This is a genomic window from Neiella litorisoli, from assembly GCF_014773395.1.
In the GTDB taxonomy this organism is placed as follows: Bacteria; Pseudomonadota; Gammaproteobacteria; order Enterobacterales; family Neiellaceae; genus Neiella; species Neiella litorisoli.
The window spans coordinates 1-22,094 of record NZ_JACXAF010000011.1; the positions used below are offsets into that span (position 1 = coordinate 1).

At 49.6% G+C, this 22,094-nt stretch carries 16 protein-coding genes; 6 read left to right on the forward strand and 10 right to left on the reverse strand.

Going from position 1 to position 22,094, the window contains the following annotated elements:
* Positions 1–135 precede the first annotated feature (135 nt).
* The 7 genes from IC617_RS09740 to IC617_RS09770 form a co-directional block, all read right to left on the reverse strand.
* Entirely contained in the window at positions 136–2,787 is a 2,652-nt protein-coding gene (locus tag IC617_RS09740; protein ID WP_191144815.1) for a chondroitinase-B domain-containing protein, read from the reverse strand.
* 608 nt (positions 2,788–3,395) lie between these two features.
* The gene (locus IC617_RS09745) at positions 3,396–5,183 is read right to left on the reverse strand and encodes a DEAD/DEAH box helicase (RefSeq protein ID WP_191144816.1); all 1,788 of its coding nucleotides are present in this window, start codon (positions 5,181–5,183) and stop codon (positions 3,396–3,398) included.
* A 266-nt stretch (positions 5,184–5,449) separates the two neighbouring features.
* On the reverse strand, positions 5,450–6,490 hold the full coding sequence (locus IC617_RS09750; RefSeq protein ID WP_191144817.1) for a MalM family protein: 1,041 nt from the start codon (positions 6,488–6,490) through the stop codon (positions 5,450–5,452).
* A 139-nt stretch (positions 6,491–6,629) separates the two neighbouring features.
* On the reverse strand, positions 6,630–7,958 hold the full coding sequence (gene lamB, locus IC617_RS09755) for a maltoporin LamB (RefSeq protein ID WP_191144818.1): 1,329 nt from the start codon (positions 7,956–7,958) through the stop codon (positions 6,630–6,632).
* A gap of 781 nt (positions 7,959–8,739) precedes the next feature.
* Positions 8,740–9,189: a flavodoxin domain-containing protein gene (locus IC617_RS09760; protein ID WP_191144819.1), complete on the reverse strand. Its 450-nt coding sequence runs from the start codon at positions 9,187–9,189 to the stop codon at positions 8,740–8,742.
* 16 nt (positions 9,190–9,205) lie between these two features.
* Positions 9,206–9,967: a tRNA pseudouridine(65) synthase TruC gene (gene truC / locus IC617_RS09765; RefSeq protein WP_191144820.1), complete on the reverse strand. Its 762-nt coding sequence runs from the start codon at positions 9,965–9,967 to the stop codon at positions 9,206–9,208.
* Positions 9,957–10,268 carry a YqcC family protein gene (locus tag IC617_RS09770; RefSeq protein WP_191144821.1) on the reverse strand — a complete coding sequence of 104 codons (312 nt, stop codon included), beginning with the start codon at positions 10,266–10,268 and terminating at the stop codon, positions 9,957–9,959. The genes truC and IC617_RS09770 overlap by 11 nt, the downstream gene beginning before the upstream one ends.
* Positions 10,269–10,369: 101 nt before the next feature.
* Here IC617_RS09770 and IC617_RS09775 point away from each other — a divergent pair, with 101 nt between their 5' ends.
* Together IC617_RS09775 and IC617_RS09780 are read left to right on the forward strand one after the other, a co-directional pair.
* Entirely contained in the window at positions 10,370–11,392 is a 1,023-nt protein-coding gene (locus IC617_RS09775) for a DUF3549 family protein (RefSeq protein WP_191144822.1), read from the forward strand.
* 153 nt (positions 11,393–11,545) lie between these two features.
* Complete coding sequence (locus IC617_RS09780; RefSeq protein WP_191144823.1) at positions 11,546–13,141, forward strand: methyl-accepting chemotaxis protein; 1,596 nt, start codon at positions 11,546–11,548, stop codon at positions 13,139–13,141.
* A 535-nt stretch (positions 13,142–13,676) separates the two neighbouring features.
* Here IC617_RS09780 and IC617_RS09785 read toward each other — a convergent pair.
* Entirely contained in the window at positions 13,677–14,294 is a 618-nt protein-coding gene (locus tag IC617_RS09785) for a GNAT family N-acetyltransferase (RefSeq protein ID WP_191144824.1), read from the reverse strand.
* A gap of 227 nt (positions 14,295–14,521) precedes the next feature.
* Here IC617_RS09785 and IC617_RS09790 point away from each other — a divergent pair, with 227 nt between their 5' ends.
* A complete protein-coding gene (locus IC617_RS09790) occupies positions 14,522–14,830 on the forward strand; it encodes a hypothetical protein (RefSeq protein ID WP_191144825.1) in 309 nt (102 codons plus the stop codon).
* 8 nt (positions 14,831–14,838) lie between these two features.
* Here the strand turns inward: IC617_RS09790 and syd are convergent, their stop codons facing one another.
* Entirely contained in the window at positions 14,839–15,396 is a 558-nt protein-coding gene (gene syd / locus IC617_RS09795) for a SecY-interacting protein (RefSeq protein ID WP_191144826.1), read from the reverse strand.
* A 69-nt stretch (positions 15,397–15,465) separates the two neighbouring features.
* Between syd and queF the strand changes: the two genes are divergently transcribed.
* The gene (gene queF / locus IC617_RS09800; protein ID WP_191144827.1) at positions 15,466–16,314 is read left to right on the forward strand and encodes an NADPH-dependent 7-cyano-7-deazaguanine reductase QueF; all 849 of its coding nucleotides are present in this window, start codon (positions 15,466–15,468) and stop codon (positions 16,312–16,314) included.
* A 24-nt stretch (positions 16,315–16,338) separates the two neighbouring features.
* Here queF and IC617_RS09805 read toward each other — a convergent pair whose 3' ends face one another.
* Positions 16,339–18,105: a M61 family metallopeptidase gene (locus IC617_RS09805; RefSeq protein ID WP_224745913.1), complete on the reverse strand. Its 1,767-nt coding sequence runs from the start codon at positions 18,103–18,105 to the stop codon at positions 16,339–16,341.
* A 78-nt stretch (positions 18,106–18,183) separates the two neighbouring features.
* Here IC617_RS09805 and IC617_RS09810 point away from each other — a divergent pair, with 78 nt between their 5' ends.
* Positions 18,184–20,421 carry a tetratricopeptide repeat protein gene (locus tag IC617_RS09810; RefSeq protein WP_191144829.1) on the forward strand — a complete coding sequence of 746 codons (2,238 nt, stop codon included), beginning with the start codon at positions 18,184–18,186 and terminating at the stop codon, positions 20,419–20,421.
* A 116-nt stretch (positions 20,422–20,537) separates the two neighbouring features.
* Positions 20,538–22,034: a GGDEF domain-containing protein gene (locus IC617_RS09815; RefSeq protein ID WP_369410390.1), complete on the forward strand. Its 1,497-nt coding sequence runs from the start codon at positions 20,538–20,540 to the stop codon at positions 22,032–22,034.
* Positions 22,035–22,094: the final 60 nt, after the last annotated feature.

The window sequence follows — 22,094 nt, forward strand, 5'->3', positions numbered from 1 at the left end:
AGTGCTGTGGCAAGGATGGCTCAAATTACAAGCCATCCTTGAAGGGTACGAATTAGCCAAGTCTCTTGAACTCTAAGATGTGATCAAGAGACAGGCTTAACGCTGGCTTTTTCAAAACAGTAGGGATTTTTCCGATTACAGACCGAAAACCTCTGAGTGATCGATGTCAGATTCCCAAGTCGAACCAACACCTACATCTGCTGGCATGATCCGATATAGCTTGCTGGTATCGGCACCAATACCGGCATCATCACCTGCTCCTTGGACAAAACCATTAGCATCAATGCTAGGCGCAGTGGCCGGTGCTGCTGCTGTGATCACACCCGTTCCAGAGACAGACTTGGAAGCCGCACTACCACCGACAATATCATCTGAGTAGTAATGGTCATTCTCAAAGGTCACTGTGGCTTTGTCACAATCATCAATCAAGGAACCATCATCAACCTTGGTTGCGCCATTAATGCCTGTTAATTCCGTGTTTTCCGCCGGAGCGTAATCATTGAGTAACAAGTTAGCCATGGATACAGCAGAAGTCAGCGGAGTGTCTGAACAACCTTTGTTGCCCACCATAAACGGCGCCATGCTGTTGACAATGGTGTTGTAGCTAAAGGTGGTCGGTGACGTTGTCAGTGTCGAGTTACCCGAATCACTGTTTTCGTTAGACGTCAGCACCAAAGAAGCACGTTCACTGTCGGAATCACTGGCTTGGCCGGCAAAGTAGTTATTGCTCACTACATGGCCATATGCTGCAGCATTGACACCAGATTCATATTTGTTGCCGTTCATGCCGATAAAGACGTTGGCGTAGACCGTGTTTTGCTGACCATTTTCCAGCGACACCATGCCGTAGGTATTGGCAAACGTATTGCCATACACATAACTGCCACTGGTTTGCACTTTCACCACCCGAGTCTTAGCCAAAATACCATCGAACAGGTTGTAACGAAGCACGTGACCCGCACTATTCACTGAGTTGGTGCCGGTGGTATCACCTAATTGCAAGCCATAACCACTGGACTGGCCGCTAGCATCGAAATTCTGGAATAGGTTGTATTCAACAACATGTTGCGCCGGTGGCAATAGATTGCTTTCTTCATCAAGGCCATTTGCTGAAACCCGAATAAATGAGCCTTTCTTGCCGTCAACTTTGCCAGAGAAAGTATTGCGAGCAACGTGCGCCTTGCTACCACCCACATAGACCCATGAAGTAGAGCTTGAAGAGGTATTCGCTTCATTCTCCATCAGCGTGTTGGTCAGGCTAAAGTAGGCAGCCTTGTTGTTGATGTAATAGTCATCAGACGAGCTGTCGGTATCACAGGAGGTGTCCGCAACATAGTTGAAATCAACAAAATAGAGTTGGTCAAACTTAACGCCATCTTCGGCCGATGTGCCATCTGCAGTGGCCAAAATTTCAAAACAGACTTCACCGCTTAGCGCCGCTGTTTCCAATGCCGTACCTGACGCTGCAATGGCGTCGGCTGTGCGGGTTAAATGAACATTTTTAACATCAACAGTCAGCAGCCCAGCGTTAGAGTAATCGCCCGGCGCCATGCCAATCACATCACCTTCGGCTTCTCCATCAAACGCTGCAGCTAGCTCCGCAAAGTTGGTGACAATTTTGCTGTAAGCAATTTCTTCGGCCTCAGCACTATGACCTGATTCGTCAAAGCCAGCATCATCAATGTAATTCGCAGTCACAGACAACACTTTACCAGCGTCAGCAGCGGTCACCACGTATTCAGCAGCGTTGGCGCCAGAGATATCAACACCGTCCGCTTGCCATTGATAGTTGATCGTGCCAGTCGCGCCGTTGTCATCATCAACCATCGCCGTGACGGTTTGGCCAACAACTAACTTCGTTGCCTGATCGAGGCTGACTGAGCCCGGCACGTTAATCAATGCCGCGGCGACTGGTGCCGTTGCATCAGAAACAATCTCTTCGGCGTTGTCAGCTTGGTCGGTATAGGTTGCCTGCACGCTGAGTACTTGATCGAGCTGGGCTGCAGTAACCGTGAAGCTTGAACCCGTTGCGCCATCAATCGCAGCGCCATCAGCCAGCCACTGGTAGCTAATCGCGACACCGTCAATGCCATTGTCATCGGTTACTGATGCAGTCAATACGTCATCAACGACGGGCGCTTGTTTATCAATCGCCACTATACCTGGGGTGTTTGCAACTTTAACCGGATCAGTTGTTGCCGATGTGACGCTCTCACTAAAGCCATCACGGTCGGTGTAATCCGCCTTAGCGGTAATAGACTTGCCGACATCAGTGTCAGCAATGGCATAGCTTGATTCAGTCGCACCATCAATTACGGCGCCATCTGCCAACCAGCTGTAGACCACTGCGCTGGGGTCAATGCCATTGCCATCAGCCAGCGTTGCACTGAGGGTTGCGCCCGTTTCCGCCACACCAGAAAGTGTCAATAGACCAGCTTCGTTACCAATAATTGGATCAGAGGTCTGAGTACGAGTTTCCTCTTTGTTGTTGCGCTCATCGGAGTAAGCGACGGTCACTCGAATTTGCTTGCCGGCCTCGGCTTCTGTCAGAACATAAGAGCTGGACGTTGCACCGGCAATCGCTGCGCCGTCGGCCATCCAAGTGTAAACGTCGGTGCCTGCTTTAACGCCGTCTTTGTCGGTAATGGCGACCGACAGAGTTTCGCCAACGCGCGCATCACCAGACAAAGAAGCTGAGCCTCGGAAATTGCCAATGCCATAACCGTCGTCATTGCTACAGCCGGTTAAAGCTAGAACAACTGCTGAGAGCAATATTTTCTTTTTCATTCTTGATATCCCTTGGAAGCTTTATGCTGAGCCCAACCACCCTGGCAGAACGAACAGCAAAACAATACAAACCAATAGCCTTACTAAATTTAAATATTGGCTTTACCAATAAACAACACAAACACTGTAATTTGATTAACCAAATTGGTCAGCAATTTTGTTAAATTTGTCATCAATACTGTGATCAACATCTGTAACCAATGAATCTAAAAGCCATTCAAATGGAATGATGCTAGCTTTTGGCTCGGACAAATCTGTCAGACAAGGCGACCTGTTCTGGTGATGGAAAATCAATAAAAATGGTTGGCACAACAGTTTTCAAGGCAAAAAAAATCGCGATTACAGTGCAGGAGGAGTGACTTCATGCAGCTCATTTTATGCTGCAAATTCCGCTTTCTAATGGTGACAAAATGTCTAGAGTGAGCACATTGGTGCGAACGTAAGCATCATGATTATTGGCATCAAGTAGCAGCTCGCTAAGCGCTATTTATTTTGAATCGTGAATAATAGAGACCAAATTGGCCTTACCAATTCACATATAAAAGGGCTAATTATGGGATATGGAGCAGGTAAAAAAAAGCCACCCGATGCGGATGGCTCTGGCGTGACTATTTAGACGAGCGTGGCTTTCGCTTATCAAATTTGCGCGGCTTGTCATTGCCGCCCTTGCGACGAAAATCATCTTGGCCGGGCTTGCCTCGGCGTTTCGCTTTCGACTTGCTGATTTCTTCGCCATCAGCCAGTTGCAGACGAATAGGCTTACCTAAAATCTTCACCGACTTGAGGTGCGCATAAACATCATCAGGCATCCCTTTTGGCAAATCGACGTGAGAATGCTCGTCGCCGATTTCAATGGCGCCAATATAACGGCTCTCGATACCTGCTTCATTCGCGATCGCGCCAACAATATGTTTCGGAGACACGCCATGCTCATAACCAACAGAAATTTGGTAAGTGTCCATATCCACGTCATCACGACGTTGGCGAGGCTTGCGTTCGCGGCGCTCACCACGGCCTTCTTTGCGATCTCTGGCATCAAAATCACGCTCACGAGCAGGGCGCTGTGGCTTGTCTTTCAAGAACAGCGGTGATTCACCCTGCACCATTTTCACCAGCGCAGCAGCAATTTCCAGCGCAGGCACATTGTGCTCACTTTGATATTGCTCGATGATTTCCTGATATTTGGCCAACTCAGCATCATCGATACCTAAGCTTTCGGTGATCCGATCTTTGAAACGTTGCACTCGAATATCATTGACCGCATCAGTCGTCGGCAATTGCATCAATTCGATTTGCTGACGCGTCGCGCGTTCAATCGATTTCAACATGCGGCGCTCGCGCGGTGCGGCAAATAAAATCGCCTCGCCGCTGCGGCCTGCGCGACCGGTACGGCCAATACGGTGAACGTAAGCTTCGGTATCGTAAGGAATGTCGTAGTTAAGCACATGGCTGATACGTTCAACATCCAAGCCACGAGCAGCAACATCGGTGGCAATCAGAATATCGATATCACCACTCTTCAAGCCTTCAACAGTACGAACTCGCGCTTGCTGTGGCATATCACCATTTAACGCAGAGGCGGCATAACCGCGCGCGCGCAGCTTATCGGCCAACTCTTCGGTAGAGTTCTTGGTGCGGACGAAAATGATCATGCCATCAAATGGCTCTGATTCGAGAATGCGAGTCAGTGCATCGAGTTTATGCAGGCCGCTCACCATCCACACACGCTGGCGAATAGTCGAGGCGGTCTGAGTCTTGACCTTAATGGTGACTTCTTTCGGGGCATCAAGGTATCGCGTTGCAATACGCTTGATTTCTTTTGGCATAGTTGCCGAGAACAGTGCAGTCTGATGCTGTTCAGGCAGTTGTTCTAAAATCCACTCAACGTCATCAATAAAGCCCATGCGGAGCATTTCATCGGCTTCATCAAGAACCAATGTTTGCAGGTCTGACAAATCCAGCGTACCACGACGCATGTGGTCCATCACACGACCGGGCGTACCAACCACAACTTGCACGCCACGTTTGAGCGAGCGGATTTGGCTGCTGTAATTCTGACCACCATAAATCGGCAACACATGGAAGCCTTTGCGGTGAGCCGCATACTTTTGAAATGCTTCGGCAACTTGAATCGCTAATTCGCGGGTTGGCGCAAGCACTAAGGCTTGTGGTGTTCTGGCGCTGACATCAATATTGGCAACCAGAGGCAACGCAAAGGCCGCCGTTTTACCGGTACCAGTCTGGGCCTGACCCAACACATCGTGGCCATTCAATACATGGGGAATCGTTTCCGCCTGAATTGGAGAAGGGGTTTCGTAACCTACTTCCTGTAGGGCCTGTAAGAGATGATCGGGCAAGCCCAGATCGGCGAAGCTCGCATTGGGTAGTTCAGACATTCACGCGCCTTAAAAGAGAAAATACATCGGTGGAATATTCTTGCGCAGCAAGACTTGTATCCAGTTAGCCTAGTCGCCACCAGAAAAGCTGCACATTAAGTCGCGGAGTGGATGACCGGGGCGCGGAGTATATCTGGATCTATGTCACAAATATAGATCTTGATGAAGGATTAATCAGTGTTGCTGTATGGCTGAAGTTACAAGCCATTTGGAAATGGCTATCTGGGCCGATAGTTTTGGCCCAGATAGAATAGCAAGAGAGATGGCTATTTCAGCCCTTTGACCGCCTCAATAAAGCTATCTCGTGCCGTTTTTGAACCGGCCCGCTCAGCTTCTTCTACTAAGCGCATGGCGCTATCAATATCACCTTCTGCAACCTTTGAGGTAATCAATTGGTTATAGAATGCCTCGGTTTCAGCCAACATATTCACCGGTACTTGCCGCACCGTTTGCTGGGCCTGCATACCCGGAGTTGGTGAGCGGTCAGGAATCGCTTGACCAATCGGTTGCGGCGGCACATTCGTAGAAACAGCCGGCGAACTAGCGGCGCTCACTTGATGACCAGCAGCACCATTATCAGTAGATTCGCCAACACCAAACCAAGAGTTCACCTTATTACTGACTCGCGACATGAAATCAGCATTCGACTCCACCGTGCCTGAGCGCAATTCAAGCTTCACTAAACCGCCGGGAGAATGACGGGCAATCGGATCGTCAATATCTGGCGGTACGGTATTGTTGCGCTTAGCGAAGGTTTTAGACGGATGGATTAGCTGAGTTTGACCAGCCATATCACTTGGCGTGGTCATGATCACCAAGTAGTACTCGGTTTTTGGGTTATCCAAGTACGAACGTTCAATGTTGAACGACATGTCGAGCGAGTCCGGATCGAGCATTTGGGCTTCGGTATAACGAGCTACACTGGCTGGGATCACCCGAACCGGCGTACGATTTGCGTCGAGTAATAACACCGAAGGGGAAAATACTGATTTCTTGGCGCGACTTTGAATAAATACGGAAAACGTCGGAACATTTTCTGGCAGCTTAAACGCGGCAAAGTAACTTTTACCAGTATGAAACTCGAATGCCGGAGAATTCTCATCAATCAAGACATCGGTCGTGCTGTCGAGTGCGACCGGTTGAAATGGTAAATCGGCAATACTGGCACAGCAGCTTTGGGCTTGGCTCAGCGATGTCACCAATGCACTGGCGGAAGGTTCATCATAAGCACGTGCAGAAAAACTACCTAACATCAGGCTACTGGCAAAGCAGCTCAAGGCCAACACGAAACGTTTACTGTGTGTCACACAACTCCCCTCAACAAGGTATAACTGCTCATTAGACTAATGAGCCATCGATTTGTTCATGAAAGCTAAAGAAAAAACCCCCGAATAGCAAGGCTAACGGGGGTTTTGCTTAAACCGTTAAACGGTTAATAGAAGTGGCTTACCACCAAGCTTCAACTTGTGCACCTACGCGGATGTCGCCATCATCGTTACGAGCTTCTGCTTGGTCGCCGAAGAATGAACCAGCATAAACGCGAATCGCAGGACGAGACCAGAAGCTAGGACCGGCAGTCCACTCTTGAGCAATCACAGCTTTGTACAAATCAACGCTGTCGCCGCTGAAGATATCATCTTCTTTGGTGTAACCAACTTCAAGAGTGGTCTTCATCACGTCATCCCACTTGTACATTGGACGCGCAACAACACTAATGAGAGTTGGTTTTTCTTCATTGAGTTCGCCATTGTTGTCACCGTGAGTTTCAGATTTGGCGTACATGAACGAGTAGCCCAACTCAACTTTCTCACTTAGGTTGATTACACCCCAATCGATGAAGCGATAAGATTCTTGCTTCGCACCATCCCACCAAGGCGTAGACAGTGAAGATTCACCACCGTGATTCATCCAAGCAGCATCGCCCATCGAGTCTTTACCGTATTGCAAGACAATCTTGTTGAAGCCGCCCATCAAGCCGTGAGAGATCTCTGCAGTGAAGAAGTAACCATCTTCGTCGCCATAACCCAAGTCGTCTTGTGCATCAGTCAGGTCAGCCCAACCGTAGATACCAACCAACTCCATAGAAGCGCCTTCCCACAGAGGAATACCAGAGTAACGTACGTCAAGCTTGTTGCTCTGTACGATGCTGGTGATACGGTTTGCTTCGTCTTTATCATTGATACTGCCGCCGCCAACATGCTGGTCAACGTTGATCCAAGCTACCGATAGTTTACCAACGCCAGCTTGAACGTTCTCGATACCAACACCGTAGCCTGAGTTGTTCAGGTAGTACCAATCCATGATGTGGATGTCTTTACGTTGGTAGAAACGCTTACCTGCCCAAATGGTTGCTTCAGGGGCAAAGTTCAGCACGCCTTCTGCCGCTGCGTAGTACTGACGCATAGACCAGTCACCACCACGCCAAGCATTCACTTGATCGTCGTCGTCTGGGTTGTTGTAGGTTGGGTTCCATTGCGCAGAGTTGCCTTGGAAGTCATTTTCAGAAGTGAATACAGGCATTACTTCGATGCGGAATTTTTTGCCACCTTGGTTGTAAAGCTCTTGTTGGAAGCTCATTTCAACGTAAGTGTCACATTCGTTACCCAAGCGACCTGCCTTGTGACCGTCAGGACCATTACCATAACAAGTTTGCTCACCACCGTCGCCAGTAGTAGACATGCCCGCACGACCATAGCCGTGGAATTCAACCGCCAAGGCGCTAGAAGAAACGAGTACCGCAGCGACTGCGGCAGAAAGTGCTTTGATTTGAGTCATGATGACTTCCCTTATCAGTTATTTTTTGAAAAGCCGCAGCTCTTCGTTATTACCTATTTGATGAGCGGAAATTTCCAGCTCAACGCCCGGGTGGGCAAAATCACATTGTTATCGTTATTGCAGTTTCCGGAGCCACCGTTAACTGCGCTTTAACCAAACGTAACAGTTGTTACGCCAGTGAAAGATAGTTCAATTTGCTGAGCTGTCAGCAAACTTTGAAATTTTTTTCATTTTTACGTGAACTTTTGCACTTTTTAACTGTCCTTGATTGCAATCAGATGACAGTTGGGTGTCAATTTCACTCTTTTATTTTGCTCGTCAAATCCGCTAACTACCTGTCTAACGCGCAAATTGTCTAACTGTTGTTCAGCTTAGCCTGTGCTAACCAACGGCGCTGATAGTAGAGACCACTAGCGCCATCATCTGTGACCAAAATCACATTTAAATCAGTTGATGACATCGTGTTTACGCAAGTTGTGGCGCACTTCAAATAGAAAACGGTCTCACGATTGCACCAATTTGGACCAGTTGTTAACGCCTCGTAAATCAGCTTATTTGGTCGAGAATCGAATAAAATTCAATGGGTTTATCACCACCATAGTTGCCATTGGCTGGCAACAAATAAAACAATAAGCCATACAAGATCAACACATCGCGCCGATAGCTAACACGGAAGTGCATTAACAACTTGATACAATTCGGCTGATTTTCCAGAACAGGGCTAAGACAGATATAACAGCAATGTGCGCTTCGATTCACTAAAAGGGGACAACCCCTGCCGCTATAACTGGGCGAGTAAATCGTCAATCCACTCTCTAGCACCGTTGATCGCCTCAAAATGCTCACAAGCATCAATGTGAAGGGCTGGCATCAGTTGTTGGCAGCCCAACTCATCGAGCAAGTTCGCCATTAAGGTGCCGGCGCCGCAAAAGGTTTCGCCGTAACTGCTATCGCCCAGCGCTAACACGGCCGCTTTGGTGTCACTGAGCATCGGAAAGGTGTCATTCAATTGGTGATAAAAACCTTCGATGTTGGGTGGCAAATCTCCCTGGCCCGTGGTTGACGTCACAACCAGCCAATGTTCAGTAGTAAAATCGGTCACTTGCTGCAAAGTAGCATCGTCAAAGATACTGACTTCGATCGACTTATCTTGTGCCTTCTCTTGGATTTGGGCTGCTAAATCGGCGGCTCCGCCGTATACCGAACCGACGATGATGGCCAATTGGGTCATAAATTCTTCTCCTTATTTATGGTCTGTTGGTTATCAGAGAGGGACAAATAGGCCAATGACGACTCGCCGCCATCAACTGCCACTCCTGCGGGCAGCGCGCCGCGATGGTTATTCGCTGTTGACGAGTCGGATGGCTAAACGTCATCTGCTCGGCGTGCAGCATTAAACGCTGCACTTGAGCATAACCGGCAAACGCCCTGTTTTGGCGTCCATCCCCATGAGTCGTATCGCCAATAATGGGGTGTCGCAAGTGCGCTAAGTGCCGCCGCAACTGATGCTTGCGGCCAGTTTCCGGTATTAACCGCAGCCACGTTAATCGGCTACTTTGGTAACGTCCTGCAGGATACGGCAACTCGAGGTGGGATACCGCTTGGTAATGTGTGATCGCCTGTTGCGCCGGTTTTTGCTGATCGGCTAGGCCATCGGTGGTTTTATCAAGTTGCTCTTTGAGAGGGTAATCGATGGTCCCGCTGCCGTACAGCCAACCTCGGACCAAAGCGATATAACGCTTGTCCACCTGATGCTGCTGAAATTGCTCACCAAGTTGTCGAGCAACATCAGCGCTGCGGGCGAATAGCAACACGCCCGAGGTCGGCCGGTCGAGGCGATGCACGGGGAAAACGTGCGAGCCGAGCATATCGCGCACCAATTGCATGGCAAACCATATTTCACCACGAGCCAATGCGGTCCGGTGGACCAGCAAACCACTGGGTTTGTCGATGGCAACGAGATCATCATCGAGATAGAGAATCGACAGCTCTGGGCGCTCAACAAGCATCGATCTTCCTGATAATGTCGATCAGAGCCGCGCGCTGTGGCATCTGGTGTCGGTACACTTCATCAGCCAGCGGCGCAATGGCGATGGACTCGGGCAACTGGCGCTGTTCTGCGAGCAATTGCCTCATGGTCGGTAGAAACACAAATTGCAGCCACTGCGCCAAGCTCAAGGTATCGATGCAAAAGGGCTCTGTGCTGGCCAACGCTTGCGCCGAAGGCGGCTGAGATTGCCACAATTGTTGCGCCTTCAGTTCAGTCTCCAGCTGCTCAAGCAGTTTCGCCATGGTTTGGCGACGCACCATAATCAATCCCGCTTATATAGAAAAATAAGACGTGGATTTTGCCAACGAAGCACCATCCCTTACAATGCCCAGCCCGATTATTTCAGGATTTAGTCACGCTCATGAGCACCATTGATCAGGTTTTAACCCTTGGCGGTTGTCATTATACGGTTTACGACATGGGTCGAACCGTACAACGAATTAGCAAGCAGCAATTTGTCGAATTTGAGCAAGGTGCGCTTCCTTACCCGTATCCGATCCAAGGTCATGCTTGTTTTGCTGTTGTATTTTCCAAGCCAGACCAAGCCCAAACACCTTATTTGTGGCTGCTGAAATTTGCCGTTGATGAAGTCAGTAAACTGATTTTTAGCGGTCGCGATGACTTTATCCGGATGGTCGTTCAAGCATTAGGTGAGGACATTGCCAATGCCGATATCGATGCCGAGGCGCTCAACAATCATCCATATGCGTTCAAACCATCCACCGAAAAGTTAGCCGTATTGAATGCCCGCATTCGCAATAAACTACACCAACCTGCTTCTATTTATTACGAGCCAGCTTACCAGTACTTCTGCCATCAACCGACAGAGTCAGGCTGGCAAGCATTGGGCTTTCAGGGCATTGCTGATTTAACCGAACGACTCGATAGCGATTGCGCTGCGGCCATCGCCAAGCACTTAGACCAATTGCCCGAACCTGCCTTTTGCGCACTTGCCCAGTGCCTTGAGCACATTGAGCTGCCAGCGGTTATCCAACAGCAACTACTGAGCTGGCCCAATAACAAACGAGAAACATTCTGGCTTCGAGCTCTCACTGGAGCACAACAGCAACCCGCTGCCGAGGCCATTGCTGAACTGTTGGACACTAGCCTGTCGATTGATCTGCTGATCACCCTGTGCGGTCGCCACTGGCGCTATTTCAATCAGCCAGAACGCGCCGTGAACCTACTGGAAAGCTTACTACGCTGCGACCAAGGTAATATGGTGTTCGCCGCACTTGTTGCGGATTTAACGGCCATTCCTGAATGTCGCCAAGCCACACTGCAAGCACTCCGTTGGCCACAGCGTTCGGCGGCGCTCAGCCAAGCCATTGGGCAATTGTTTCAGCAGGTCAAACCCGCCCCCCATATTGATGAAAGGAATTAACGCCAAAATAAATGCTGGTGATGCCTCACTTTATTAATTTCGTGAGGCAATAAATGGAGATATAACAAGCCATTGCTACAGTTAAAGTCATCTCAACTGGAGGATGATTGAGTTATGGGATGGCTTCACAACTTAAGATTTATGGCCAAGCAAATGTTAATTGCGGCCATATTCGGAACAGCAATTGTCGTTTTAATCGTGGTTTCGTTAAGCGCCACCCGCCAGTTAGGCAACGACACCTCGACCTTTTCCGACAGTTTTTTGCCGCGGGTGAACTTTCTGCTGCAAGCCGATCGTGATTTGTATCAGTCCATATTGGCAGAGCGCACCCTGATATCGATTGATTCTTCCCATCCTGATTACGCGGCATTAGTCACTCAGCATCAGGAAAATATCCAGCAAGCAGCCGACCGCGTCAAAAGTGCCCAAGCGCTGGCAACCGATTCAGCACAACTTCGCATGTACAACGATTTTCAAAGCGAGTTAAGTCGCTGGCAAACCGTGTCGAATAATGTCCTGAGTACCGCGGCCGATTCCAAGCAACGAGCAGCAACCATGAGCGTGGGCCAGTCCACTGAGCAATTTGAGCGCGCCCGAGACTTGATTGATAAGCTCACAGAACTGACTGAGCAAGAAGCCGCTGCAAGCATCAAACACTCCAGAGAGATAAGAGAAAACGTCACCTGGACCATCTGGTCGGTTGCCATCATTGGCATTGTCGTCGCTTTTTCAATCGCTTATGTCACAGCCATCTACTCAACCAATGTCATTCACGATGTCCGCGATCGGATCCGTGATATCGCCGAGGGCGAAGGCGACCTGACCCAGCGGATCAAGGTCCAGGGTAAGGACGAAATTGGCGAACTATGCGTTGCCTTTAATTCCTTTGTTGAAAATCAGGCCGGCATTATTGGCCATATTAAAGGCGCCATGTCGGGCCTCAACAATGAGCTGGGTAAAGCCACTCGGCAAATCACCAAGGCACAGCAAGCCACCTCCAATCAGCAAGCAGAGAATGATCAAATTGCTACCGCAGTCACCGAGATGGCCGCCACGGTACAAGAAGTCGCACGCAATGCCAGTGATGCCGCTTCGGCGACGCACAAGGCCGACACCGATGTCGACAATGGCCGCGCCGTGGTTAACAAGACCGTTGAGAGCATTGAAGATTTAGTGTCTGACATTGAGAAATCAGCACAGGTGATCCAGCGAGTAGAAACCGGCAGCCATGAAATTGGCACGGTGATGGATGTCATTAGCAGTATCGCCGAACAGACGAATTTACTGGCGTTGAATGCTGCAATTGAAGCCGCTCGGGCTGGCGAACAGGGCCGAGGATTTGCTGTGGTCGCCGATGAAGTGCGGACCTTAGCGCAGCGAACCCAAGAATCCACCAGCTCGATCCGAGACATTATTGAGCGCTTACAAAGTGAAAGTGCAGCAGCGGTTGAAGCAATGAAAGCCAGTCAGAATGGTACTCAGCAAGTCGTTGAGCTGGCTGCTCAAACCGGTGATGTATTAGAGCAAATTAGTGTCGCGGTAAAATCCATCGCCGATATGAATACACAAATTGCGGCGGCTTCCGAGGAGCAGAGCAGCACCGCCGATCAGATCTCTGAAAATGGCGTCCGCATTAAGCAAATTGCCGAAGAGACCTATCAAATCACACTCGACGTCACCAGCGCCAATGAGCGGGTTGGCTCTCACACCAATGAAGTGGCGCAGTTGGTTGGACGATTTAAGATTTAAGAGCAAATCATGCCGACACCAAAAAGCCGGGGCTGCAAGCAACCCCAGCTTTTTATGAGCATCCCGCTCACTCCCCCGTCATAGTCATCCTGATTATGCCAGTATCCGTACTGCCGCCTAATTGGCGTTCCTTATTCCCCTGCGATCAATCCCGATCTGCATCCTGATAACGTCCTTGCGATCTGAGTGATTAAACTCTCCGAGTTTAATGGAGCATCCAGCTCACTTGACGAGCGTCCTGCTATCACCCCCTGTGATACTGCATCCATGCTTGTCGCCAACTCGAGATCTAATGTACCCCTGCGGTGTTTTTCAGCAATGGATGCTAAAGAATTGTTAAGTTACACAAACCAAGAAACATAGCAGCACAAGCAATTTATTCGATTATTAATCAACTAGTTAATCTTATTTGATGGGGTTATGACTGCGCCATAGATAACACAAAGTCTTACAAACAGTGTGCGAAATATCGCACACTGTTTAGGGCCATTCACCGCGCGGCTCAACCAGCCGCCTGAGACCTTTGCGTGATGCCTTAGCGATGGAGGAACATCAAGGTGCCAGATATATTGGCAAACTCAAGCTGCTTAATTTGCTGATAACGATGATTTTCCAGCCATTGAATAGAACGCTGTTGGCTGACAAAAATACCCACGCCATCAGCACTACCGCCCTCTTCTAATAAACTCTCAACGCCAGCCAACAAGGTATCGCCAACCCCATGGCCCTGATAATTCGGCGCCGTAGCGAGTAAACTTAATTGGTAGCAATTATCCGAGGGCAAAGCCTGACAAATACGTTGCTCTTTTCCTAGCAAGCGGCTGGTACTGACAATCCCCGCGGACAGCAGCATCTTCATTCGCCAGTTCCAGAACCGGCCACCAGCAAGCGGCGAGTCTGGCGTTTGTAAACAGGCCACGCCAACTAATAAATCGCTATCAAATGCTCCGATGACCGGCAAGTGATATTGCCAGAACACATCCAGCTCTTCACGAAAAAGCGCACGCAAACGCTGTTCATAGTTTTCATTGTCAGCATCAAAAATACGCTGAAACATGGCGTCATCATGATAAGCCTGAAACAGCAGGCTAGCGGCAATTCCAGCGTCTTCCGCGCCCAAATATTGCAATCGCAGTGAGGTTGTTGTTGTCATTATATCCCTTACATTGGTCTGGCTTTTTTCCGAACCTACGAGGAATAACCAACAAAGCCAATGGGATCATTTTGGCAACATGCAAATTTGCGTGTCTGAACACATTTTGTTCAAACCAATGAAGCCCCGTCGGACTGCAAAGATAAACAGCAAAGATAAACAGGCTCTAGGTTTTGCCGGCGCGACTTTGTAAACTGCAACCCTCTTTCGTTAACTTCAGTCCTGCTATGCCAGATTATCAAGCCATCGTTGATCAAGCCGTTGCTCATATTCGAGCTCAACATCAAGAGCCAACCGTTGCCCGAGTTAAGCGCCACTTATCACACCCCGTACCTTTGGCTATTCTAATGCCAGCGGTGAAAGCCGCACAGCAAAGTGGCGATAGCGCCGCTTCCGCTCGCAAAGTGGTAGCGCAAGCATCCGAATCGCCAGAGCTTGAAGCCATGACCACTGAGCAGCTAAGCCAAGCGGTGCGACAGCTGCAACAGCAAGTGCTCTCACTGCAGCAGCAAATTAATGAATTAAGAGGGAGTTAGGCGAGGTATTAGAGAATTAGCGGCTTCGCTGATTGTAAAAATTCCATCAGATCTGGTGCTAGGGTATGGCTCGGTTTGCGGCCCGGTAATTCGGCAACAATCGAGCCATCATCAGCCACTGACACCACCAATTCAGAATCAACAGCCACCCCAATAAAGACACTGGGTTCGAGCTTAAAGCGTTTTTGAGTGAGCAAATGTCCGGTTAAGTTTTGCAAGAAGCGGACATAGTCATCCTGATTCCAAGGCAACAACAACTCGACCGCGCCAATCTCAGATTCAATGGTGATACCCGCGCCATACAATGCATTCCAATAGGCTTTGCCACTAGGATGTAAATCAACCGACATGGCTTGTTCCAATTCAGCAAACTGGTCGGCATCGTCGCGCTCTACCGCATGCCACTGGCTGTCACTCCCTTCTTCGGCATCGCTTGGCACACAGGGAGAGGGCCAATCTTGGTCAATCACCACCACATGCGGTTCGCCAGTTTGCGATACATAATCGCTCTGGTAGCGGTCAATGAGTTGCTGTAGCGCCTTCGCGGTGGCTTTTCGATCATTCATTTCAGTTTTTCATCCGTCGATTGATATACAATAAAGCGGTCATTTTCATCAGCTAATTTATCTTATCCCATGAGCAAGCATTATCATGATGCCCCTGAGCTAAAAGGCTTAGGGCTTGGCCAACATACCAATTACCCAGAGCAATACGATCCATCCCAACTGCAAGCAGTGCCGCGGTCATTAAACCGCGACGATATCAACATTAGCGCCGCGGCTTTGCCATTTCACGGCGTAGACGATTGGACCGGTTACGAAATTAGTTGGCTCAACAGCAAAGGTAAGCCGGTGGTCGCGATAGGCCTATTCACCTTGCCGTGTACCAGCCCCAACTTAATCGAATCAAAATCATTCAAGTTATACCTCAATAGCTTTAACCAAAGCCGATTTGATTCCATAGCACAGGTCCAACAGCTGATGAGCAAGGACTTGAGCGAATGTGCAGGCCAACAGGTATCGGTCAAGCTGTTGCTACCACAACAATTTAACCAGTTACCACTGGTTGAGTTGGACGGTGAATGCCTCGATGAGCTCGATATCGAGGTCGCCAATTTTGAATTCAATAACGAGCTACTAAACGGCGCGGCGAGCGGTCCTGAAGTCGAAGAAACACTGGTGAGCCATCTGCTCAAATCTAACTGTTTGATCACCAATCAGCCTGATTGGGGCTCGGTGCAGATCCGCTATCGCGGTCCTCAGATCGACCGTGAGGCATTGCTCCGCTATCTCATTTCATTTCGTCTTCACAACGAGTTTCATGAACAGTGCGTCGAGCGTATCTACACCGATTTGATGACCTTTTGTCAGCCTCAGCAATTATCGGTTCTGGCCCGCTACACCCGCCGCGGAGGGCTAGACATCAACCCGTTCCGCTCAAACTTCGAACAGCAGCCTGCGCCGCTGCGATTGGCTCGCCAGTAATGCCAGCCAATCGCGAAGCCACGCTTAACGGTTCGCCAACCAAGCCTTGCGGAGGGCATCGGCCTCTGACGAGGTTTTTGGTGCCACCTGCAGTTTGTTGATCAGCTGCTGTGGCGGCGCAAGGGTCACTTCTCGCTTGGTCAAAATACCTTGGCGGAATAAGTGCAAGTGCAACGTCTGGCCCGCTGCCCAGCTGTGTTGAACGCGATCGAAGTTGCCAGAATGAACAGCAAAGCCGTCCACCGCGACAATCCGATCGCCTTGAGTTAATCCTGCGGTCCATGCAGGGCTATCGGTTGCGACAGCCCCGACTTTAAGGGCTTCAGCGGCGGCCTTGAGACTCGCTCCAAACCAAAACTTGGCTTTGTCGTTGGCTTTGTTTTGTAGCCCAGCCTCGGCTAATAGCTCGCTCCAATCAACAGCTAAAGGCGAGTCAATATGCTGCTGCCACCATTGGCCGACATCGGCCGGTGTCGTCACCAATTCAGCCATCGCCTGTTGCACCTGAGCTTCGGTTAGGCCATTGGGCAAACTAAACCGTTGGTAGAGCAAGCGGTGAAGCGCCGCAACACCAGCTTGATTGTCAGAGTGCTGCAATAGCCAAATATCGAGCGCCAGCGTCGCAGCAAAACCTTCTTGGTAAATATTGGCGTCGAAATTGTGGCCGTGCTGACCGCCGTGCTGGTTCCATTTGTACCAGCTGGCGTCGGCAACCGCTTGATGGCTGCCGCCCGGTGTTGCTTGATGGCGGCTCAAGCGTTTGGCCAACCGTTGATAAAACTTGGCCTCATCCATCAAACCAGATTTCAGCAACAACTTTTCTTGTAGGTAACTGGTTGAGCCTTCAGCCAACCACAGCAAGGTCGAGTGGTGGCGGTGATTCAGATCGTATGGCACAAAAGCCGCTGGTCGGTAGGCTTTGACATTCCAAGTATGAACAAATTCATGGGCGACAAGTCCCATGAAATCGAGGTAGTTTTCGTCATCATTAAACTTGAAACGATCCCACTGCATAATGGTGGAATTCAAATGCTCCGTGCCACCGCGAATATTGTCGGTGGCATGCACCATAAAGACATATTTAGAAAACGGGAAATGGCCCCACAATTGGTAAGACGCAACCACTAACTTCTTGATATCCGCATTGAGCTTGTCTAAATCCGCTGGCGTATGGCCCCAGACCACCAATTCAAATTTGGCCCCTTGGTAATTGAAGGAGCGATATTCATGCTCGCCCGCTTCAACCGGCGAATCAACCAACTGCTGATAGTTATCTGCAATCAACACGTTTGCTGTTGCGCCCTGCGCCAACCCTGAGCGCACCTGCCAATGCCGCGGCACCGAGAGTTCTACTTGATATGACTGCTCCTGAACGCCCTCAACCGCCACCACCGCGGCAGCAAAATCGACAAACAAATGGGATTCATCCAAGTGGCGAGTGCGCATCGCCAAGTCATCGGCAGTCAATAAATAGCGGATCACCGCGCTGTCGCTGCCCGCTAATGGCGCCTGCCATTGGTGATCGGAAATAGCCGTGACCGGCAACGGATTACCTTTGCTATCAACGACTTCAAGATTAGTCATCGCGCTGGCAAAATCGAGTTGCTCGTAGCGACCCGTTCGCCAAATCGGCATGGCAAATTGCAGGGTCTGACCGTCGAGCTGGTCCATCTCAATTTCAACTTGCAACTGATGTTGTTCTGTCGCAACGGGAGTAAGCCTGACAAGCGATTCAGCGGAGCAATAAAAAGCAACCGTGAATGTGAGAAATACTATGATTTTGTTCAACATACGAGCTTGAAACCTGTTTCTGTTAGCGTTAGTTGGTTACACTTAACGCCTGTAATTTGTCATTAAAACGTGAGAGCCATGACCAACTTTGCAAGGATGCTTTGGGTTAGTTTGCTGCTGATCAAACCAGCAGTTGCGGTCACTGATGCGCCTCAATGGGCGGCATTGTACCAGCAGCAGTGGCATCAGTCTGAACAATCCCTGACCGATCGCAGCAAAAGCTTTGTCGACTCTCAACTTCCTTCGTTCGATCCTCAATCCCTGATAGACCTTAGTGCCTCAGAACGACGACAAGTTGCACAAGCAGCGGCAATTTATTTACGAACCGCGCCTTTTCGTGCTAACGGCCATACCTTTAATCAATACGCCCAGTTGATTATCGATTTGGCGATCATGATTAAAGATCCGCTGCTCGAAGCTGAGGGTTATTACCATCTGGCACGGGACTCGGTGGAACACCGACAGCTCATTCAGCATGGTGAGCGACAGCTCAATCAAGCGCTGCAAACCCTGTCATCGCAAGCCATCGCTGATGAAACCACTCACAGCATTGTGCTGGCTCACCTGTACTTACTGCGCGGCCAAATTCAGCTGCAGCGCAATCAGAATATTGAGGCCATCGAATCGGCAGAAACGGCATTAGTGCTAGCCGAAGCTCAGCAATTGCCCTGGTTAACCACCAATGCCATGTTTCTGTTGGGTGAAAGCCAGTTGCAGCTACAGCAACTGGATTTAGCCATCGAAGCGTTCTATCAAGCACTTAATTACTCAGAGCAGCAACAAGATCTGCTTCAAACCACCAAAGCTTATGTCAACATCGGTTTGGTTTATCAACAACAAGGGCGCCAAAAAGACGCGATTAATCAGTTGCACCAAGCGGCGGAGCAATATCAGCAATTAGCCGAAGATTTGTTGCTGGCGAAAACACTGAACCAGCTCGCTAATCTTCATCATCAGGCCGATCAACTGAATCAGGCCATCGCCATTTATCTCAATTCGCTGGCACTCTACAAGCAGCAAAACCATGCCAAAGGTGTCGCGGTAGTGAGCCAATCCATCGCTGATGTCTACCGTCAATTCGGCGAGCTTAATAAAGCTCGGCGCTATTTTCAGGACGCCCAACGACTGTTTCGGCAAATTCACGACAACGAGAGTCTATTGCAGCTCAGCCTGCTGGATGCCGAATTGCTCGATGCTGAGGGCCACACCGATCAGGCCTTGACCTTGCTGGAACAAACCAAGCAAGAAGTAGCCGACAACAGTGATTTGGCGATTGAGATCCGCAAGGTCATGATCCGGCTACTGTTAAAGCAAGGCCAGTTCGAGCAAGCCAGTCGGCTAATGCAGCAAGAGCTCGATTATCTGGAACATCACGTCAACTCATCGATTCACATGCGGGTTAATCAGGTCCAGAGCAGCCACCAGATCCAGTTGCTGCAAAAACAACTTGATGACTATAAAAACAGTGCGGAAAACAAAGCGATACTGGCAGAGCGTTACCTCAACTACGCCAGCGGCTTATTCGTTATTGCGGTGCTGGCAATCGGCTCTATTTTGGGTCAGTGGCGCAAGCTTAGAACCCAACAGCATCGAATCAAAGATCTGACTTATGATGCCTCTCACACCCAGTACACCGGGCTTGGCAATGGCCGCATGCTGGTGCCGCATTTGGTCAAGGAAACACTCAAATTACAGCGCCAGCAAGAAAATTGGTACGCCTCCGGAGCAACCGGACAACGCCCCACGGGCAAACTACTGACACTGATTCATGTGCCATTTTTGACCCATTTGCATCAGCGCTACGGGTTCGAGAGTGGTCGCAAAATCGAAATGAAGTATGGCCAGTTTTTACGTAGCCGATTTGCCGACCTGACTTTATTTCAACCACGAGATGATGTCATCGCGGTGATCTTACCTAGCGCCTCAATTGAGGCTTCTGCGCAACGGGTGATTGATACCTTGCATGGTTTCGCGCCGCCAGGAATGACCAAGCGCAAACCACTGAGCGTGGCATTGATGCATTATCCGTTCACCCAAAAAAATAGCAAAGCAGTGAATGCCAGTGCTGCCAGTGAAATGTTGTTACTTGCGCTAAACGCCGCCATGGAAATCACTGAGCGTCACAACAGTGATGTCTGGGTTGGCCTTGAAGCCTTGGAAACGGCCCCCGTCAGCTTGTTTCATTCTCGCCCCCGAGATAATACCTTGCTCGGCATTGATAAAGGCTTTATTCGGGTGCTATCGAACGCCGATAAAAGTGATATTAATTGGCCTTTTAAGTCAGAAAATCAAAATTTTGTGCAGCGAGCCGAGTAAGCTTGGAAAAAATAGAAAGATTGCTTGTACGGGCAAGATTCTGACTTCTAGAATTAATAAATCGCTGGTACGTAGCGTAAACAGGTCCGCAAGCAGGAGTTAACGTATTGAAGGACATGAATAAAGCATATCGAGACTTAGAGTCTAAGTTTTTAAGCGACAGGGAAACTCTGGGTCGGCTGGTCGAGCGCATGTCTCATGCATGCAAAGGTCAGCAAACGGAACTCGATAACAAGCTCGCGGCGTTGCGAACTTCGCTGAAAGAAAATGCCGATCTAGAAAACATTCGGCCGCTGACCGACCAAGTAGAAAACCTGCTGCAACAAGCCTCTGCAAGAATCGATGCCGATCTGGCGCAGGCCAAACAGAGCTTTTTTGAATCCTGTTCGACCCTGCAACGCGCTCGGGGTCTGGAGCCGGAAACTCGGCGCCAACTACGCGCTGTGATCGAACAATCACAACTACCAGAAACCAAATTAACTCATTTGCTGCCCCATTTGAGTACCTTGTCAGAGCTGTACAGCCAAGTGCTGGCCAATCTCCACCAGCAAAAAGGCATTGAACCGCAAACTTTACCGAAAAGCGTTCACGCGCTGAGTAACGCCCTGCTCAACGTGTTATCCGAATTCGACTTTGAAGCCAAAGCAGCACAAGCGATTAAAGAGCAGCGCAGCGCTCTGGCCCATGCTTCCAAGCCCGAAGAGTTGGTGACCATTTGCGTCGACTCGATGAAGATCATCATTGACGCCGTTAAGGTTGAACGCACTGGCTCAGAGCAATTTTTAAGCCGCCTGAACGCCAGTTTGGATCGCATTAACCAAGCGTTGGAGCAATCGGTCAGCACTTCGGCGCAGCTCAACCAAGTGCAGCTGGAAACCGAAAAACAAATCCGCCAACAACTCTCTGCACTGTCGCAAGATGTGGAAGCCAGCGATCGCTTAGAGCCGTTGAAAGTTCAAATCGCTAGCCGGCTCGAATCGATCAATGATTTGCTGGCCAAACGCTCGAGCAACACCGAATTGGAACAAAAGTTGGAAGAAAGCTTGCAGCAAATGAGCAAGCGCTTAACCGAGCTTGAAAGCGAATCGAAGAATTATCAGACTCGGCTGGAAGAACAGCGCCACAAGCTTTACGTTGACAACCTAACCGGCCTGAAAAATAGAGCCGCATTCGATGAGCGCTTTGAAATTGAATTTGAACGCGCGCAACGTTATCAATTACCGCTGACCCTAGCGGTGATGGATTTAGATCATTTCAAAGCGATTAATGATACCTATGGTCACATCGCTGGCGACAAGACTCTTGGCGCCGTTGGCAAACTGCTCAAGCAGTGGCTGCGCGCTTCCGATTTTGTTGCCCGTTACGGTGGCGAAGAGTTTGTCTTGCTATTGCCGCAGCAGACCATCGCCTCTTCCACCCCAATGCTCAATAAGCTGTGCAAGAAAATTGCATCCATTCCGTTCATTTATAAAGGACAGAAACTCAACGTTACCATGTCAATTGGTGTCGCTCAGGCCGACCCTAAAGAATCTCGCATTGCGCTTTTTGATCGCGCTGACAACGCGTTATACCAAGCCAAAAACAACGGCCGTAATCAGATCGTTACGGCCTAAAAATTATAAAACCAAGCAGCTGCTCAGCAGTGAGCAGCTTGTAGGCTGGAGGCTCGTCAT

Bases quoted from the DNA above. Each gene is read 5' to 3' on its own strand.
- IC617_RS09810 (WP_191144829.1), top strand. From the start codon at position 18,184: ATGACCAACTTTGCAAGGATGCTTTGGGTTAGTTTGCTGCTGATCAAA.
- IC617_RS09815 (WP_369410390.1), top strand. From the start codon at position 20,538: ATGAATAAAGCATATCGAGACTTAGAGTCTAAGTTTTTAAGCGACAGG.
- IC617_RS09780 (WP_191144823.1), top strand. From the start codon at position 11,546: ATGTTAATTGCGGCCATATTCGGAACAGCAATTGTCGTTTTAATCGTG.
- IC617_RS09775 (WP_191144822.1), top strand. From the start codon at position 10,370: ATGAGCACCATTGATCAGGTTTTAACCCTTGGCGGTTGTCATTATACG.
- IC617_RS09740 (WP_191144815.1), bottom strand. From the start codon at position 2,787: ATGAAAAAGAAAATATTGCTCTCAGCAGTTGTTCTAGCTTTAACCGGC.
- syd (WP_191144826.1), bottom strand. From the start codon at position 15,396: ATGAATGATCGAAAAGCCACCGCGAAGGCGCTACAGCAACTCATTGAC.
- IC617_RS09790 (WP_191144825.1), top strand. From the start codon at position 14,522: ATGCCAGATTATCAAGCCATCGTTGATCAAGCCGTTGCTCATATTCGA.
- IC617_RS09805 (WP_224745913.1), bottom strand. From the start codon at position 18,105: ATGTTGAACAAAATCATAGTATTTCTCACATTCACGGTTGCTTTTTAT.
- truC (WP_191144820.1), bottom strand. From the start codon at position 9,967: ATGCTTGTTGAGCGCCCAGAGCTGTCGATTCTCTATCTCGATGATGAT.
- IC617_RS09770 (WP_191144821.1), bottom strand. From the start codon at position 10,268: ATGGTGCGTCGCCAAACCATGGCGAAACTGCTTGAGCAGCTGGAGACT.
- IC617_RS09785 (WP_191144824.1), bottom strand. From the start codon at position 14,294: ATGACAACAACAACCTCACTGCGATTGCAATATTTGGGCGCGGAAGAC.
- lamB (WP_191144818.1), bottom strand. From the start codon at position 7,958: ATGACTCAAATCAAAGCACTTTCTGCCGCAGTCGCTGCGGTACTCGTT.
- IC617_RS09760 (WP_191144819.1), bottom strand. From the start codon at position 9,189: ATGACCCAATTGGCCATCATCGTCGGTTCGGTATACGGCGGAGCCGCC.
- IC617_RS09745 (WP_191144816.1), bottom strand. From the start codon at position 5,183: ATGTCTGAACTACCCAATGCGAGCTTCGCCGATCTGGGCTTGCCCGAT.
- queF (WP_191144827.1), top strand. From the start codon at position 15,466: ATGAGCAAGCATTATCATGATGCCCCTGAGCTAAAAGGCTTAGGGCTT.